The sequence below is a fragment of the Paenibacillus sp. 2TAB26 genome, from assembly GCF_052115145.1.
Lineage (GTDB): Bacteria > Bacillota > Bacilli > Paenibacillales > Paenibacillaceae > Pristimantibacillus.
Genome location: NZ_JBFRGC010000032.1, coordinates 51,071 through 69,188 on the forward strand (window position 1 = coordinate 51,071; position 18,118 = coordinate 69,188).

General features: G+C 46.4%; 14 protein-coding genes. All 14 read right to left on the reverse strand.

The features are described from left to right. Positions 1-17: 17 nt before the first annotated feature. The 14 genes from AB4Z50_RS29365 to AB4Z50_RS29430 all read right to left on the reverse strand — a co-directional run bounded on the left by AB4Z50_RS29365 (position 18) and on the right by AB4Z50_RS29430 (position 18,037). Entirely contained in the window at positions 18-1,592 is a 1,575-nt protein-coding gene (locus tag AB4Z50_RS29365) for an FAD-dependent oxidoreductase (protein ID WP_441884942.1), read from the reverse strand. Positions 1,593-1,611: 19 nt separating this feature from the next. Next, positions 1,612-2,586, reverse strand: a complete 975-nt coding sequence (locus AB4Z50_RS29370) for a sugar phosphate isomerase/epimerase family protein (RefSeq protein WP_441884944.1) — start codon at positions 2,584-2,586, stop codon at positions 1,612-1,614. A gap of 159 nt (positions 2,587-2,745) precedes the next feature. Continuing rightward, on the reverse strand, positions 2,746-4,293 hold the full coding sequence (locus tag AB4Z50_RS29375) for an ABC transporter substrate-binding protein (protein WP_441884946.1): 1,548 nt from the start codon (positions 4,291-4,293) through the stop codon (positions 2,746-2,748). An 83-nt stretch (positions 4,294-4,376) separates the two neighbouring features. Next, positions 4,377-5,267, reverse strand: a complete 891-nt coding sequence (locus AB4Z50_RS29380; protein WP_076267076.1) for a carbohydrate ABC transporter permease — start codon at positions 5,265-5,267, stop codon at positions 4,377-4,379. Between the two features lie 15 nt (positions 5,268-5,282). Further along, entirely contained in the window at positions 5,283-6,188 is a 906-nt protein-coding gene (locus AB4Z50_RS29385) for an ABC transporter permease (RefSeq protein ID WP_441884992.1), read from the reverse strand. Between the two features lie 251 nt (positions 6,189-6,439). Next, positions 6,440-8,011: a response regulator gene (locus AB4Z50_RS29390; RefSeq protein WP_339204804.1), complete on the reverse strand. Its 1,572-nt coding sequence runs from the start codon at positions 8,009-8,011 to the stop codon at positions 6,440-6,442. Between the two features lie 2 nt (positions 8,012-8,013). Next, positions 8,014-9,759: a sensor histidine kinase gene (locus AB4Z50_RS29395; protein ID WP_441884949.1), complete on the reverse strand. Its 1,746-nt coding sequence runs from the start codon at positions 9,757-9,759 to the stop codon at positions 8,014-8,016. A gap of 92 nt (positions 9,760-9,851) precedes the next feature. After that, positions 9,852-12,122: a glycoside hydrolase family 3 N-terminal domain-containing protein gene (locus AB4Z50_RS29400; RefSeq protein WP_441884951.1), complete on the reverse strand. Its 2,271-nt coding sequence runs from the start codon at positions 12,120-12,122 to the stop codon at positions 9,852-9,854. Positions 12,123-12,251: 129 nt separating this feature from the next. Continuing rightward, a complete protein-coding gene (locus AB4Z50_RS29405; protein ID WP_441884953.1) occupies positions 12,252-13,355 on the reverse strand; it encodes a Gfo/Idh/MocA family protein in 1,104 nt (367 codons plus the stop codon). Positions 13,356-13,377: 22 nt separating this feature from the next. Further along, positions 13,378-14,247 carry a sugar phosphate isomerase/epimerase family protein gene (locus AB4Z50_RS29410; protein ID WP_441884955.1) on the reverse strand — a complete coding sequence of 290 codons (870 nt, stop codon included), beginning with the start codon at positions 14,245-14,247 and terminating at the stop codon, positions 13,378-13,380. A 519-nt stretch (positions 14,248-14,766) separates the two neighbouring features. Further along, the gene (locus AB4Z50_RS29415; protein WP_441884957.1) at positions 14,767-15,675 is read right to left on the reverse strand and encodes a fumarylacetoacetate hydrolase family protein; all 909 of its coding nucleotides are present in this window, start codon (positions 15,673-15,675) and stop codon (positions 14,767-14,769) included. A 41-nt stretch (positions 15,676-15,716) separates the two neighbouring features. Then, positions 15,717-16,490 carry an SDR family NAD(P)-dependent oxidoreductase gene (locus tag AB4Z50_RS29420; RefSeq protein ID WP_441884959.1) on the reverse strand — a complete coding sequence of 258 codons (774 nt, stop codon included), beginning with the start codon at positions 16,488-16,490 and terminating at the stop codon, positions 15,717-15,719. Positions 16,491-16,556: 66 nt separating this feature from the next. Next, complete coding sequence (locus tag AB4Z50_RS29425) at positions 16,557-17,717, reverse strand: UxaA family hydrolase (RefSeq protein ID WP_441884961.1); 1,161 nt, start codon at positions 17,715-17,717, stop codon at positions 16,557-16,559. Beyond that, complete coding sequence (locus AB4Z50_RS29430; protein WP_441884963.1) at positions 17,714-18,037, reverse strand: UxaA family hydrolase; 324 nt, start codon at positions 18,035-18,037, stop codon at positions 17,714-17,716. The genes AB4Z50_RS29425 and AB4Z50_RS29430 overlap by 4 nt, the downstream gene beginning before the upstream one ends. Positions 18,038-18,118: the final 81 nt, after the last annotated feature.

Consider the following 18,118-nt stretch of genomic DNA (forward strand, 5'->3'; position numbering starts at 1 on the left):
TCATTAGTTAATTTAGTTTAAACTGCACGCAGCGAAGGCCATGCCAGCTCGATGCCCTCAGCAGCCAGAAACCTCTGGTAAGCGGCAAGCTCTGTCTCCGAAGAGCGGACATCGCTTGGCGTCAAGCCGCGATCCAAGCAGAAGCTTGCACAATAGCCCGCTGCCTCGCCAATATTCCATTCCACCGGATGAAGCCGGTAGCAGCCGTTTGTAATATGAGTAGTTCCGATATTTTTACAAGCAGCAAGCAGATTGTTCACTCTTACCGGGATGAGACTGCCCAAAGGAATCTGGAACGGCAGCGACGATATATCAATATAGGGCTGATTTTCCGTGCTGGGATGCAGATCAATGCGGTAACAGCCGATGCCCACTGAATCCGAGAAATATTCAGCACGGCCGTCAGGACGGCTTTCCGTTGCAACATGCTGCTCCAGAATCGTAAACTCCGCCTTGATTCGGCGTGACTCCCGAACGTACGGATACATGGCAAGCCCATCCTCTGTCCCCACCACATCGGGACGAAGCCTTAGCCCTGGGTAACCTTTTCCCCCATCCGGGCGAGGAGCCTCTGTCTGCATCCAATAAAGCAGCGACAGGCTGAGCTGCTTCGCCTCGCTTAAGTGACGCTCCCTATCTTCCGGCTTCACATCGATAATAGAGCCCAGCCAATAATCGTTCTGCGGCCAGTTGACCAGCGAAATAGAACTGTTGTAAGTCCCTTGAACGTAGTGCTCCTTCTCAGCGATTTGACGATATTTGAACAGCGAAAAAGCGCCTTCGCCAGGGAAAAGACCGTACTGAACCGGCTGCATCGTTGCCGGCTTGACGCCGGTCCAGCTTAGCAGGCGATCCGGCCAGAAATCCGCCTTGTATTCCTTCCAGAAATCATAAAGCTCTGGCTTTGGAATCGTATGATCCTCGCCTTCCAGATAATCGATGGCGAAGCAATAGGTAAAGCCCTGCATATCTTGCGGCAGCGCCTCTCCTTCTACAGCATGAGGCTCCCCGGTTTCTTCACGTGCTTCCGCACCCGTGACGTATTCCACGCCTGCCAGCGGGAGCAGGTCGCCGCATTCCGTAGCGTCGAGAAAATATGGAGCCTTCAGCAGCACCGTATTTCCGCTGTCCAAGCTTTTAACCGTCACCGAGACGATGGTATCGCCATCGCAATGGGCGTTTACTGGAACATGGCGGCGCAATATCGTCAGCTTACCGCTATGTACATAAGGAGCAAGCTGACGCTCCAAAACGGCAAGCGCCGCGCGTGGCTCGTGACATAAACGGCTGACCGTACCGCCACCTGGGTTTAGCTGTTCGTTCTCCCGCGCCGCTGTCGTGAGTGGAAAGGCATCAAGGTAATAAGCGCGGATATCCTCGCGAAAGCGGCGATAGCTCCGGGTGCAGCCGAAGGACTCGATCCAGGGATGCTCGTCAGGCGGAACCGCCTGACTCGTTAATTGACCGCCGATCCAATCCGTCTCCTCGGTCATGATAACGGTTTTGCCCGACTTCGCCGCTGCCAGCGCCGCCGCAACTCCTCCCGTGCTTCCTCCTATAACTACGATGTCGGCCATTGCTTCTCGTTCCATGCGCTTATCTCCTTTGGGGTTAAATAATGGTTGCAAAATAGTCATAGCTGCGCCGAATGCCTTCCGCCTCGCTGCCTACACCTTCATATTCAAGAACAAACGCTCCGCGGTATCCATTCTCCACCAGCTTGTTCACGATTTTCTCCAATTCAACATCGCCGTCTCCTAGGTTGATTCCTTCAAAAGCTTTGCCTCCGAGAGACTTATAGCGCCCGTCTTCACGCATTTCAAAATCCTTGAAATGAACATGCGAGACATAGGGGAGCAGCGTCTCAAGCGCGGCTGTCGGATGCTCGTCTACGAGCAGAAAATTGCCTGTGTCAAACGTGGATCGCAGAGCCGGAGAACCAACCCGATCGATGATCGTTTTGACCTGCTCGCCGCTTCCCGCTAACTTTCCGTGGTTTTCCAAACAGAGAACCAAGCCTTCCTTCTCAGCGACCGCAGCAGCTTCTTTCAGTCCATCCACAATCCAGTCCAGCGCTTCTTCGTAGGTTGCAATGTCGCTAAGGTTGCCGGAGAACACGCGGATGACGTTTGTTCCCAGTATCTTCGCAACAGGGTAGGCATCCGTAATCTCCTTCAGCGCCCCTGCTCTTTCCTCCTCGGTTGCCTTGACGAAATCATTGGCTACCGCGTAGCTGGACACCTTGATGCCATTATCTCTCACAAATGCAAGCACGCTTGGCAGTTCCTCCAGAACGTCCTTCCAGAACACATTCAACAGCTCGACATCCTCAATCCCTTCATCCTTGCAAAAGGATAGAAAATCCAGCACCTTCCATCCGTTTTCTCTCACGGTTCTGTGCATGCTCCACATGCTAAGTGACAGCTTCATTTTGCAACTCCCTCCATGCTCTGTTATGGCCTCGCTTTGTTGATAGGCAACGCTATTGCTTACTGCGTACCACCATTGTAAAAGCTGCCATCCGGCATAAATAGAGTAGACCGATGACCATTTTTGGTAACTTGATGCGATTATCTCTCCATTCACTAAAAAAAGAATTGAAAGTTCCTATTAACGAAGCACCGCGGCTGCTCTCCAACAGTCGAAACGAATGCGAAAGTTGAATGATTTAGATCTTATATAACTAAAAAAGGGCTGTTCCGAAAGTAGTTATCTACTTTCGGAGCAGCCCCATTCAGCTTCTTCCTATTTTTTAGCTGCCGCCCAAGCGTCCAGCTGTTTTTGTTTCTCTGCGATAATTTTGTCTATTCCCGCTGCTTTCAGTTGTTTATTGAATTCAGGCAGCTTCGAAACAGGATCGACCGTTCCGGTCTCCAATGCAATTTTGTACTGGTTTTGCACATTCGTTACTGCCGCAATTTCTGTTTTGACGGCATCTGCATTAAAAGTAAAGCCAAGCGCTTTTGATTTCACGGCGTTTCTATTAAACTCAGCCAGCTGATTCCAAAGCTCTGGATCATCGCCATTCCAAATGTGTGAAAGCGATTGGTTGCCAAACATCCAGCCCATTTGCAGGTTGTAGCCTGAGTTTGTTGCATCCACGCCTTGCGGGTAATCAATGACATTGTCGGAAACCTTCACGTAATGCTTGTTCTCAATCCCGTAATCCAGCAAGTTGATGAAGTCTTTATCGGTATACATCATATTCAGCAGCATCATCGCTCTCTCAGGGTCCTTCGAGTTTCTTGCGATACTCCACATAATGGAAGTAATATTATACGTCGCTGTTGCTGCAGGGCGGAAATGTACCGATACCATCTCTTTGCCTGTAGATCTCGATTCCTGCGTTTCAATTCCCGGCTTCATATGGGATATGAACGAGAATGCCTTGCCCGATTTAACTAAGTTGTATTGCGTCTCAGTGCTTGTAGCCGCATCCTTCGCAATATATCCTGCTTGATTCCATCTTCTCACTGTATTCAGCATTTCGGCATATTCCGGCGTCTCATACATATTCACGACCTTCAGGTCGTTGTCATAGCCTGGAAGCACGCCAAAGCCTTCGCCCAAGTTATCAAAGTAGCTGAGAACATAAATATCGAGAATAGATGTTCCATACTTAACTGTCGGAATCATACCCGGTTCATTATCTTTAATTGTTTTGAATACAGCGTCCAAATCATCCAACGATTTAATCGCAGCAGTATCAATGTTATATTTTTCAACCAAATCTTTGCGCATCGTGATGCCATAATCTGCTGCCAAATCTCTGATACTTGGTACTGCATATATTTTTCCATCGATTCTCGTCGCATTCAAGAACGCAGTATCAAGGGAGTCTAGCGCTTCCGTAACCCCTTGTCCTTTATCAGCCAAATATCCGTCAAGCTCAAGCAGCTGCCCTTTAGCTACATCTTGGCTGTAGGTTCCAAGTCCGCTTACGATCAAATCCACCTGTTCATTACCCGACATCATTAGCGTCTTCTGCTGAGCCCATGCGCCAAAGCCGATAGGTACCAGCTTTACTGTCGCATTGATTTTTGCTTTTGTCATTTTGTTGATTTCGTCCTGCACAAGCTTTAGATCCTTAGGCTCGCCCCCGACCGGAAATACCATAACCAGCTCAACAGGCTTAAGATCCCCGCTGCTGTTGCCGCTTTTTCCTTCTGCTGTTTTTCCGTCGTTGCCTGCATTTGTGCCTTTGTTGTCTCCATTGCCGCATGCACTGATCACCATTGCGAAAGCTAGTACGATTAAGAGAAGCGTTTTTGCCACAAACTTGTTTTTTCTCATTGCTGTGACCTCCCTATTTTTATTTGTGATCCGATTCTATCTATAAATGCATGATCCATGCCGTTATAGCGTCTATGAAAGATTTATCCTTTAACAGCACCAATCGTCAGGCCTTTAACAAAATACTTTTGGAAAAACGGATAGGCGATCAACAGTGGAATGACCCCAATTGCGGCCATTGCCATCCGCATTGGCGCAAGCGGAATATTCGCTCCAATATCTGCATTACGGCTGCCTGCCTGCGTAGAAGATTGTAAAAACTGTACGTCCAGCAATATCCGATTGAGAAGGTTTTGAAGGCTATAATAATGACTATCTGTAAGATAGATTAAGCCATTAAACCAGTCATTCCAATATAAAATGGTGTAAAATAATCCTACTGTAGCAAGCACCGGCGTCGAGAGCGGCAATACGATCCGGTAAAATATTTTCCATTCCCTTGCCCCATCGATATAGGCGGATTCAATAATCGCTGTCGGAATTGAGCTTGCAAAAAAGGTTCTCATCAATATGATAAAAAATCCGTTCATCAAAAGGCCCGGTATGATTAAGGCCAGCATCGTATTTTTTAAATCGAAATAGTTGGTGTAAAGCAAGTACGTCGGTACAAGACCTCCGTTAAACAACATCGTAAAAAATACATAAAATGCGAGCGTATTGCGAAACGGCATTTCTAGACGCGAGAGCGGATAAGCGACCATCGCAGTAAGCGTAAGTCCAAGCGTCGTACCAATTATAGTCGTTAAAACCGTAATGCTGTATGCCCTTATAATGTCAGAAGAGCTGTTCCACAAATAGTGGTATGCGGAGAAGCTTATTTTATCAGGGAAAAACGCATAACCGCTGCGAACAAGCTCCATATCATCGGTAAGGGAGGCGGAGAACAGCAGCCAGAACGGCATGATGCAGAAAAAAGTGAACACTAGCATAACGATGTTAATGATCCATTGATAGAGCTTCCCCGATGCTTGCATAATACATCTCCCTTTCTAAAACAACGCGTTGTCTTTGTTGTATTTTCGTACGACCGCATTCGATAAAATGACCAAAATGAAACCGACCAATGCTTGGTACAAACCTGCGGCCGAGGACATCCCGATGTCGCCGAGGTTAATCAATGCTCGATAAACATAGGTATCAATCGTATTCGTAACAGGCATCAGCGCTCCTGTGTTAAGCGGAACTTGGAAGAATAAGCCGAAATCAGAGTAGAATATACGTCCAATGGCGAGCAAAGTCATAATCGTAATAACCGACGATACGAGCGGAAGCGTAATCTTCGTAATTTGCTGCCACCGGTTAGCTCCGTCGATCGTTGCTGCCTCGTAATACTCATTATCAATGCCGATGATCGCTGCCAAATAAATGATGCACAAATTGCCTACGCCTTTCCACACGCTTACGAGCGTTAAAATCCATGGCCAATACTTGGTCTCACTGTACCAAGAGATAGGATCAAGCCCCATCGTCGGAAGCAAGGTTTTGTTCATGAATCCGTTCTCAACATCGAGGAAGCCGAGCACCAGATAGCCGACAATAACCATCGAGATTAGAAAGGGAAGCAGGATTAGCGTCTGATACAGCCTTGATAAGAAACGTTTGCGAATTTCATTAAGCATTATCGCAAGCGCTAATGCAATCCCCGTATTCAACAGGATAAAGGTAATATTATAAAGCAGCGTATTTCTTGTAATGATGTAAGCGTCCGTTGTTTTGAACAAATACTCAAAGTTTTTAAAGCCAATCCAGTCACTGCCCATAATTCCTTTGGCAAAATTGATGTCCTTAAATGCGATCACGATTCCGAACATCGGCAAATAGTTGTTAATCAGCAGGTACAAAAGGCCGGGCAGCGCCATCAGTACGAGGGCACGGTATTTCTTAACCTTTCTCATCTCCGATGCGAATGCTGCTTTCTTCTTCGTCTTCAATGAGACCTGCTTCATATTGGAGGGTGACGTCTCAGGATTTGCTTGCACGGGTCTCAACCACCTTTGGCTTCGTTTAATATGTTGCTTAACTAATAGTAGCGCAAACAAAATAGAGCCACTACTAATAATCCGACATCCGACTTTCGAGTTTCCGACATCATAAACGGGAAAAGAAAAATGCCGTCAGAGGGTCTCTAATCCTCTAACGGCATCGTTTATTTGGACGGACAGCCTTTGCGATAATACTGGGGTGTCATCGATACTTCTTTCTTAAACAACGTAGAAAAATACGAAAAATTCGAGAAGCCAACCGCGAGTGCGACGTTGCTGATCGTAGTATCGGTTCTTGCGAGCAGCTCCTTGGCAAGATTGATTCTTTCTTTCAAAATATAATCGGATATTGAGAGCCCCGTCTCTTTCTTAAACAGTTTAACGATGTAATCAGGGCTTAACCCAATATAATCGGCGATATATTGTCTGGACAGCTCCTCATCGATGTGAAGCGCAATGTAGCGCTTGATCTTCTCGACCACCGTCTCCGTAGAATCCAGCTTTTCCATATGGACGAGCGCCTTCTCAAGCACATCCCGCACCCAATTCTGAAGGTTCGTCACGCTTCGTGTCGCTGACAAAATACGCTCTGGCGTCAAATGATCCGAAAAGATTTCATCCGCGCGCAGTCCCTGCTCATGCAGCGTATGCAGAACCATTTGCAGAAAGCTTTGATAAAATTGCTGCAGCCTTTTGGCGCCTAAGCACTCAATTCGTTTCCATGAATCCAAAAACTGCTGCGATTCATCGAGTACCTTTTTCTTATTTCCTTGCTTAATGAGCTCCGACCATACATTCATGGGCGGCATTGGAATCTGCGATTCCTTCTTTATTGGATCATCGATGAACATCACACAGTCTGCCATATTAACTTGATTCTTTTTAAAAGCGATCAAGCCTTCCACCATATCGCGCACTTCATGGACTTGTGCCGATTTGCCTATATAGCAGGACACGTGACAATATAAATAATGATTGCTCATCTCAATAAAAGACTGACAGCGCCTTTTGATTTCTTTGCTAAAAAGCTTGCCATCTTCTGTTTGCATAACATCCTGTGCAAACACAATGAGCATGTAATCAGCGTTCATCCGGACGATTTGTGCACTAGCAGCACGCTGAATAACGACCTCCTCAAGGGCGTTGTGGAGCGCATACTCCATAATTTGCAGATCACGGGCGGTTAATGATTTCTCCCAATGCTCGATACTGATAAGAACCGGCAGAAATGTCATAGACCTCGTGTACGGAAGCTTCTGCTTGCCGATAACCTCCAACATTTTATCCTGATTAGACGGAATGGCTTGCTTCAGTACATCCTGCCAGAAACGCTCAGCCACCATCGTTGCCGATTCCCGCTCCTTCCTGATTTTCTCGATTAGCTTCGTCATCACAAGCTTCAATTCATCATGCGGAACGGGCTTCAACAAATACTCGAAGCTGCCAAGCTGAAGAGCTTTTTTCGCATATTGAAAATCAGCGTGACAGGTAAGGAAAACACATTCGGTTTGGGGATACTGTTCACGCACCCATTCAAAGAGCTCCAGCCCGCTGCCCTGCGGCATTTCTATATCACAAATCATCATATCAAATGGCTGAAGACTAAATTCCTCCTTCGCTTGCCGAAGATTATGTGCGAGAGTGACACTTATAATGCCGAGCTCTCTCCAGTTCACACTCGATTTAATGCCGTTTGCGATAAAGATCTCATCATCAACGATTAATAAACGGTACATATTCACGACCTCATTTCTTTCGTTAAAGGCATCGTTATTTCAACTGCTGCACCATCTTCGTTATAAAAAGCCATGCTCGCCTTGTCCCCGTATAACAGCCGCAATCTGCGTCTTACATTCCAAATGCCAATATGCTCGCCATCTTCATTCATTAAATTAATTTCCTGCTGCAGCTTCTGCAAGACCTCCTCGGAGAAGCCGCGGCCTGTATCATGAATTTGAATTCGCAATCTCTCTTCTGGCATCAATTCGCATCTTCCAATCGTTATCGCAATATGAGTCGGCTCATCCGTGTTAATTGCGTGTTTTATCGTATTCTCGGCAAAGCTTTGGATAATTAACGGAGGAATGTAACATTCCCTCAGCTCGCCATCAACAGTGATGTCGTACGTAAAGCTTCCGGGAAAGCGGAAGGTCTGGATTTTCAAATAGTTTTCACTATGATTAAGCTCATCCTGCAGAAGCACGTAATCCGTCTGGCTGCGGAACATAAACCTGAAATAGCGGATCAAGGAGAGGGACAGCTCCTGTATTAATTCGTACTTCTTCTCTTGTGCCAAGTAATAGACGATGTTCAAGCTATTCAAAAAGAAGTGAGGGTTAATTTGCAGCTGCAGCTGTTTCAGCTCTGCTTTCTGGTTAATCAATTGTTCCTCATATACGTCAATTTTCAATTGTTGAATATCGCAGACCATGCTGTTGAACGTTTCGTTCATCATTTCGAATTCATTGGAGGTCGGTTTATTCGGTATTCTTGCCTCCATATAGCCTTCTTTGATTTTGCGCATGGCGACAATAATTCGATTGATCGGCAGCAGAACCACTTTACGCAGAAAATACAGAGCAATCACTAGAATGAGAATCGAGCCTGTCGCAATAAGCACAATGATTCTTTGCAGATAAGGAAGCTTCTCCAAAATATTTTGCTCGGGTACGACAGCTACTAATCCAAATTCACCTTTGCCTGACTTTTCGCCCATGACGAGGTAATTGTTGTCTGCGCCTGAAAGCTGATACGTCTTAGAGATATAGGATAAATCGATTTTATTTTTTTCGAAAAAGTCCTCGTCCTGTAGCGGCCTATTGCTCTCATCAACAAGCAGCGACCTGCCTTCCGATCCGAGGTCTAGAAAGTCCAGCGGGTCCATAACTCCGTCCACATTTACCCCTGCCCCAATGTACAGGTTGCCAGCCTTAATCATATGCAGCAAATAATTTTGTTCTTTCAAATTCAGCACAGACCATTTATCGTACTGATAGCTTTTCATCGCTTGTTCATCGTTCAGAAGCGCAACAATTCCTTCCTTGATGAAATCATTGTTGGTATAAGCAGAGCCCGTCAGCTTAGGCGCGAACAACAAATCCTGATTCAAGGGTGAATAAATAAAAAAATAGTCCAATGCTTTATAATAAGTCGCATTGTCTCTTAACTCTGTAAATAGCCAAATTCGCTGCAAATTGTATAAATCTACATCTGCTTCTGGGAGACTATCGAGAATATTCAATCCGGATTCTTCCGCAGTAAATTTGAGCATGTAGCTATCTATATCCTCAAGCGTCGTATCAATCAAACCCATGTATAGATTAAGCATATTGCTGTTGGACTGCGCCACTTGATTACGAACGACATCAATGGAATACAAATTGTTATAAATAAGAAAGGAAACCATCGGAATCATAATAAGCATAAGCCCTGTTACCAGCTTAAATCGAAGCGAATTAAAGAGAGAACGATTAAGTAATTTCAAGATCTGCTAAGCCCCCATTTGCCTCTTAAATAAAAAATAGAGCTATATACAACTATTAGCCGGGGATTAATCCCCGGCCGCACGTTATCAAACTATTTTTTCTTGCCGTAGCGTTTCGTCCTATCATCCACGATAATCCCGCTCCAGTTTAAGCCATATGCAAAATCATAGGCGTTCCCCTCGGAATCAACATGTACTTCCATATCGTGTGCAACATCTTCCAGCTGCTCCTCAACGGTCTTCATATTCGCAGGCATCTGCATCGGCAGCAGCCCTGAAGGCTCTGCTTCACCGGTAATAATATCTAGAATCGCTTGATCCTGTACCCCAAATGCAGCAATGATTGCATCGGCCTCTGCTTCAAATTCTGCAACGATAGAAGGCTTCGATAATTGCAGCGACACAATGACAGGTTTGCCTTTCATAACCTCTTTCGTTCTCAGTACAGCCTCCAAGTCCGAAGCATTTGTGGTCGTTACCGTTTTCCCCTTATAGGAGCGGTTTAACACATCTCTATCATCGCCGGCTATACTAATTTCCCTAGCATGCTCTGCGGTATAAGGGGTGTATTGCAAGCTTATCGGAACATAACCGTTTCCACCTGCTTCAGCATCTGCCTTGCTGTATCCGCTGCCGGAATCTGCCCCCGTAATGAACACCATTGCAAAATCAGCTATCTCCGGGTCATCCGTTACCTCGAAATATTTCTGTATAACATCCATATTGACGGGATATCCATCAAATGCAGCAGTCGGGAATCCGATCCAATTGGTACCTGCTGGTCTGTAGCGTTTAGGAATATAGACTGTCTTCATTTTCTGTATCGGGAGAACGTTTCCTTTGTTTTTAAGCAAAACGAGTGATTTGAGCTGCGCTTCGTAGCCTGCTGTCATAAATTCAGCATTGCCGACAATGCGAGTGGTTTGTTCGGGATCACAATACGGGTTCTCGAATAAGCCGACGCGGAACATGTTCTTCAAGAGCCTTACCGCTGACTGCTCAAACCTTGCTCGCATATAAGCTTCACCGTGCTCTGCCACACCGATATGGTAAGCTTCAATGACAGGACCCGCATCATTATTTCCACCGAATTGATCTACTCCGGCCATAAGTGCTTTGTAATGACGCTCCGAAACGGTATAACCTTCCTCAACCCCCCATGCACGTCCTCCTGGAAACAATCGTGTAATATCAGTGCCTTCATCGTCCGTAATTCCCCAGTCCGTGCACACGACACCATCGTAGCCATATTTATCACGAAGCAGGTTACCGATGATGTGAGCGTTGTAAGCATTGCCGACATTCTCGCCATTCACCTGATCTTGATTATAGGAAATCGTATAATAAGGCATGATGGCCGATGCTTTCTCCGTCCCTCCTGAGAGCTTGAATGCGCCGTCCAAGAACGGGATCAGATGCTCCTCGAAGTTGTTGCCTGGATATACAGCAAATTTGCCGTATCCAAAATGAGCATCTCTGCCGCCTTCGCCCGAACCGCCGCCCGGCCAATGCTTGACCATCGCATTTACGCTTCCTGATCCCCAGCCGTCTGATGGAGACTCTTCTTCAAACGAGGTCTGAAACCCGTCGACATAGGCTTTTGCCAAATCGGCTGACAGTCTTGAATCCTCTCCGAACGTGCCGTCGAAGCGTGACCATCTTGGATCGGTCGCGATATCGATTTGGGGAGAAAGAGCGGTTGCTATGCCAAGCGCCCTGTATTCCTTAGCAGCGATCTTCCCAAACTGATGAACAAGCTCAGGATCAAAARCTGCTGCAAGCCCCATCGTTTCGGGCCACATGGAAATTGCGCCTCCCGCCCCTGCATTATATTCCTTGCTCGCATCGGACCCATGGCGCGGATCGCTGCTGTTATTCGCCGGGATGCCCAAACCTGTACTTTCGGCCAAGGCTTGTACTTTATTGTTCCAATGAGCAGCAATCTCCGGACTTTCAACAAAAGTAAGGAGTACATGCCGCAGATGGTCTTGGGTTAAAAACTTTATTTGTTCATCGGACAAATCATGCGGCTTCGCACCGCTCTCCGAATAGGGCTTGCCATTATAAGAGGCGGTGAAAAAGCCATGTGAAGCTGGAACAGCCTGATGTGCGCTGTACAACATCAAACCGGCAATTTGCTCGATGGACATTTTTGAGGCTAAATCCTTTGCTCGCTCTTCTGCCGGCAAGCGCCAGTCCTCGTATTTATCCAGCTTCCCATCCTTATTGAAGTCTTTAAATGCAAAACCATCTTCCACTATAATATTTACGCCTGAATTAGCTGAATATCCGAGTGTTGGGCCACCTTCATTTTTTACATATGTAATCGTTTCCAATTTTGTTTCAGTCCAATGATCACTCATGTCATTACTGCCTCCTAGGACGATTATCATATTCAGACATTAACGTATTCCCTCTCACTAGCGGAAAAACCTTCCCACTGATGGAAAGGCTCCCTTTTATATTGTTATTCCGTTAAATGAATTGAAACTTTATTCAAATTCTACAACTTTGCCCGTTTCAGCCGACTTATAGATCGCCTCTAAAATTTGCGTGACCACATAAGCTTGCTCTGGTTTTACGAGAGGCTCGGTATCATTAATAATACTATCGAGCCATTGTCTTGCCTCTTTCACGCCATCATCCTCAGCCCCTGGACCGAAGTAAGCAATGCCCCCGCTAAAGGAAGGTTTCGTCTCTACAAGCTGTCCGTGTTTGGCGCTATTAAAGATGACATCGCTTTTCCCAAACGTTGAGCTAGCTTTCATTTCTGCTCCGCCTTCTGTCCCGCAAAGCGTAGTCATCGCCTCTTTAGCATCGGTTGTATTTAATATCCATGACGCCTCCAAGAAAATCGTAGCGCCGTTTTCCATTTTAATAAATCCAAAAGCCGAGTCTTCTACATCATATCTTTCCGGGTCCCATGCTCCCATCATATTGCCTTCGAACTTATCCGCCATTTTATGATAGACAGAACCACTCACCGACTTCGGCTTATAGTTATCCATGAACCATAATGCCAAGTCCAGCGCATGCGTGCCTAAATCGATTAACGGTCCGCCGCCCTGCTGCTCTTTATCCAGAAAGACACCCCATGTCGGCACTCCGCGTCTGCGCACGGCATGAGCTTTAGTCATATAAATGTCTCCTAAATCACCTTCGCGGCATGCCTTATGCAAAATTTGAGAGTCATTTCTAAATCTATTCTGATAGCCAATCGTCAGTTTCTTGCCTGTCCGCTTAGCCGCATCTACCATTTTTTTGGCTTCAATTGAGTTGATCGCCATTGGCTTCTCACACATGACATGTTTGCCCGCTTCTAGTGCATCAACTGTTATATAAGAATGCTGCAGGTTCGGTGTTAATACATGAACAACATCAATTGATTCGTCTTCGAGCAGCTTTTTGTAATCGACATAAACTTTAGCTCCCTCGCTTCCAAAATCCTGAGCTGCCTTTTGCGCTTTCTCTTCTATAACATCACAGAAGGCAACCATTTCACCCATATGTGAAAGCTTGGCTAACGATGGCATATGCTTCTGGTTCGCGATACCGCCGCAGCCGATGATACCGATTTTAAGTTTTCCTTTGTTCATTGAACATTCTCCTCCTTATGGGCTATACATATTGTTGAAGCACAGTCAGATCCTTGCGAATGCTGCCAAACTTGTCTTCCGACTCGCCCTCGTTCTCCACAAGCGCATAACGGACATGCCCCATTGCGTGGATTTGCTCGTACACAGCTGCAAAATCAAACCTGCCTGTGCCAAGATCAACGAAGTCTCCAGGGCCAATATGCTTCTGATAGATTTGAAATGGTTCAAGCCCTTCTTCGCTGCCTTGCTGCATAGCTTCCATAATATTGAGCTGGCCGGATAGATTATTGCTTATATCCTTCTGGTGGACAATATCACAACGATCGCCAAGCTTCTCTAACACATGAATCGGATCTATGCCTGCACGTACGACCCATGCCATATCTATTTCAAATTTCACATAGGATGGATCTGTATTTTCCAAAATCAAGTCGAACAGCGTTTGATCACCGACCGCTTTAAACTCATGCGCGTGATTATGCAGATAGAACTGGAACCCGCCATCCTTCATTTTTTTGCCGATACTGTTCATTTGCTCCGCGGCTTTCAGCGTATCCTCACGATCTTTGATCCACACGGATGGGAGTACAATTCGTTGACAGCCGATACCTGCGTAATACTTCATAAGCGAATCCCAGTCATGCGAAATCAATTCTTGCCCTGGCATCGTGCCTTCATGAACCGCTACTGCATTTAGACCAAGCTCACGAAACTTATCTCGAACCGCTTCCATAGGAATTTCATCAATATATCGTGTAAAGGACTTCATATTGAATCCAATAAGCTCAATATTTACATACCCTGCGGCAGCAACCTTCTCCAGCGTTCCAAAGTAATCCTCACCAAGCTCCCTGTATACGGAAAAAATATTAATGCCTGCTTCAATAGTCATTCGGCGAAATACCCCCATCTCGATTGGTTGATTGTGTTCTTATTTATTATGATAGAATACCGGAGACTTTCTTTCTTTCACGTATCCGTCATTCTATTATTGAATTTCCGCACTGTGGCTGTCGGAATGAAAGATTTGCCGCCAACTTTTTGGATAAAAAAAAGGGACTGTCTCAAAAGTAGAATTACCTCCACTTGAAACAGACCCTGTTTTTTTTGTTAGAGCTTAGGCAAAACGATGTCCTTCCCTTATCCTACTTATAGCTAGCGAACCTAATAGCCCTTATTTAGAACATTCATCGTGGCTTATACTTGTAACGAACTCTAGAATCGTTATTTCGAGAAGAGTTGCTCATAACCCCTTATAAAGCATGCTATATAATACAGTTCGTTAGTGAAATAATCTTGAGATGTTATCCGCTGGATGAGCCCGTTTATAGCCAACCGCATGTCATTCTTTAATAATAAAAAAAGAAAGCCTCAATGATACAGGCTTTCTCCACTCGCTGATCTATGCTGTTTACTGAACTTCCTCTACAAACCGATTCGTCAGCGAACCCAGCTTCTCGATTTCGATCGTAACCGTATCGCCAGCCTTCAGCCATACCCGCTTCTCTTCCGGGTAGCCGAGTACAACACCCTCAGGCGTTCCAGTAAGAATAATATCGCCTGGCGACAATGTCATATGCTGTGAGACATAGCTTACGATTTCATCACAGCTAAAAACCATATCCGAAGTATTGGACTGCTGACGTACTTCACCGTTAACCGTGCAGCCAATGGACAGATTGTTAGGGTCTGCAATTTCATCTGCAGTGACCAAATAAGGGCCGAGCGGGCTGAACTTGTCCAGTGATTTGCCAAGCAGCCACTGCTGCGTGCGCATTTGCAGATCCCTTGCGGACAAGTCGTTGACGCAGCAATAACCGAATACATGCTCCAGCGCCTGCTCCTTCTCGACATACTTTGTTTTCTTGCCGATGACGATAACCAGTTCAGCTTCGTAATCAACCTGACTTGTCACCTTTGTTGGAAGCGGAATATCTTCTCCATGAGCAGCCACGGTGTTATCGAATTTGTTGAACAAAATCGGATACGCAGGAATTGGAGCGTTGGTCTCATGCGCGTGTTTGCGGTAGTTCAGTCCGATGCAAATAATTTTGCCCGGCTCGGTTACACATGGGCCGAATGTAATATCCTCTTCGCGAAATAGGGCAGCAGAATATTGTTCTGAAGCTGCGGAGACTTCCTCCACAAACTGGCTTAACGAACCAAGTGCATCCGAGCCACCTTCGATCACTTCCATAACTGCTGTCGGTACATTCGGCTTATTGTTGATTTTGAGTGCCTCAACGATATCCAAGACGCCACTCGCTAATTTAACTCCTAAATGAGAGCCATTTTCTTTTTGAATGACAAGCAATTTCATAGTTATCTTCCTCTCTTTTGTGGATGATTCATACTGCCGCGTCAGGCATTTTTGCCGAACACGACGCCTCCATCAATATAAAGCGGTGAGCCCATCATAAAGCTCGACTCATCGGATGCAAGAAACAGTGCCGCCTTCGCTACATCTTCCGGACGGCCTAATTCATTGCTGAGCTGCCGTGATTTTAGCGATGCGATGGCAGCCTCTGGGTCCTCGTAAGAGGTGCGTAAATAGTTTTCAACAAACGGCGTCATAATCGTACCCGGCAAAAGTGCATTCACACGAATATTGTACTTAGCATAATCGACCTGCATCGATTTGGTAAGTGCCAGTACCGCTCCTTTGGTTGCTGCATAAGACGCGCGGTTTGCAAGACCCATCTCTGCAATACAGGAAGACATGTTAATAATCGTGCCGCTCGCTCGTTCCATCATATGAGGCAAGACATACTTGGAAGGCAAGTAAACCCCGCGAATATTGACCCGGATCACGCGATCCCAGTCATCCGGCTCCACCTCATGAAGCGCCCCTACACCGCTAATGCCGGCATTATTAAACAGGACGTCAATTCGGCCGTGCGCGGCAAGCGTTTCGCTTACCATGGATTGAACGGAATCTGGATCAGTAACATCCGCATAAACAAACGAAGCCCGCCCCCCTAGGGCGTTGATCTCTTCTACCGTTTCATTTCCTTTATCTGCGTTCAGATCGTTAACCACAACAAACGCGCCTTCCTTGGCGAATAGCAGCGCCGAACTTCTGCCAATGCCTGAACCTGAACCGGTAATGAGGACAATCTTATCCGCTAATCTCATATACTAAGCTCCCTTCTATATTCGAATTCATGCCCCAAAACTAACCACGTGGCTCACAAAATGTTTCTATAGGCTAGGTCCGATACGGTTAATGCTGAATTCTTGATGGCCCAGCGTTTCTGCCTTCGTCCATTTTCCATCCGCTACATCTATGATTTCTTGCCATATTTTCTCTCCTGCCGACTCCAAACTCAGCATGCCGCCCAGCATATCGCTGACGTCGACGTCCATATTATCTTCCATCCGCTCAAACATCCGTTTATTCCCTGTAATTTTGATAACTGGCACGACTGCTGCCCCCGTTGGCGTTCCTCTCCCCGTCGTAAAACAAACGATATGAACGCCCCCCGCTGCCATGCCCGATACACATTCGATATCATTGCCCGGCGAGTCCATGAAGTAGAGTCCGCCCTCCGGTATTTGTTCTGCGTATTCGATAACTCCTTTAATGGGTGCTTTCCCGCATTTGCTAATGCAGCCTAGTGATTTCTCTTCAATCGTAGAAAGACCGCCTTCAATATTGCCAGGACTCGGATTGCCGCCCCGCATGTCAGCGCCCATCCGCTCTACCTCTTTCTCGAAACGGCCGACAATATGATACAGCATATCCGCCGTTTCTGGCGTGGCACAGCGCTGTGCCAGCACATGCTCGGCGCCGATAATTTCGGTCGTCTCGCCGATAACGATTGTTCCGCCTGCTGCGATTAAAGAGTCCGCGGCTTCACCAAGTGCCGGATTCGACGACAAGCCGGAAGTGGCATCGGAGCCGCCGCATTTCACGGCTACCTTGAGTTTTGACAGCGGAACAGGCACTTTCGGCTGACGCTCAAGCTCCACCATCATTTGTTTGGCTAGTTCCGTTCCATGCTGGATCGCTTTCACTGAGCCGCCAACCGACTGGATATCAAATACTTCCACCAGTTTGCCGGTTTTACGAATATCCTCTGCAAGCGCGTAGGGATCCACTACCTCACACCCTAGACTGATGATGATCACTCCGCCTACATTTGGATTTTTGCCAGTTCCCGACAGCACCTCGAAAGTACGTTCCTTGTCCGCTCCGATCTGGCTGCATCCATGCTGATGAGGAATGGCCACAGTACCCGGTACTAGCTGCATGATTCGGTTGCAAACCTGATTGGAACAGATGACCGTTGGAATGATGAGCAGATGATTGCGGATGCCAATATCTCCGTTCGCTCGTTCGTACCCCATAAATGTGCTCATGCTTCCACCTTCCCGGCTATATCGCCTCTGCCGCGTATTCCTTCAATATTGTGGACATGAACATGCTGCCCCACCAAAATGGCCATGCTCGCTCGCCCGATGGTTTCGCCGTATTTCCGCACTTCCTGTCCTTCACTAAGCGCCTTAATCGCCAGCTTATGTCCGAATGGGATAACATCAAGTGCTTTAATTTCATGAATTTCCTCACCATCTCTGTAGCGAATGGTTTCTTCAGCTTCAACATCACGCAGCGCCATCACAACATGATCTCGGTCATCCATAATTAAAGCATCGACGCCATCTGTCATTTGTTGTTTCATTCAGCCACTCCTCCATCTTTTGTTCGTTCATGACTAATCGGTTTACTATCCAATTTTTAATCGTTATCCTTCATAATAATC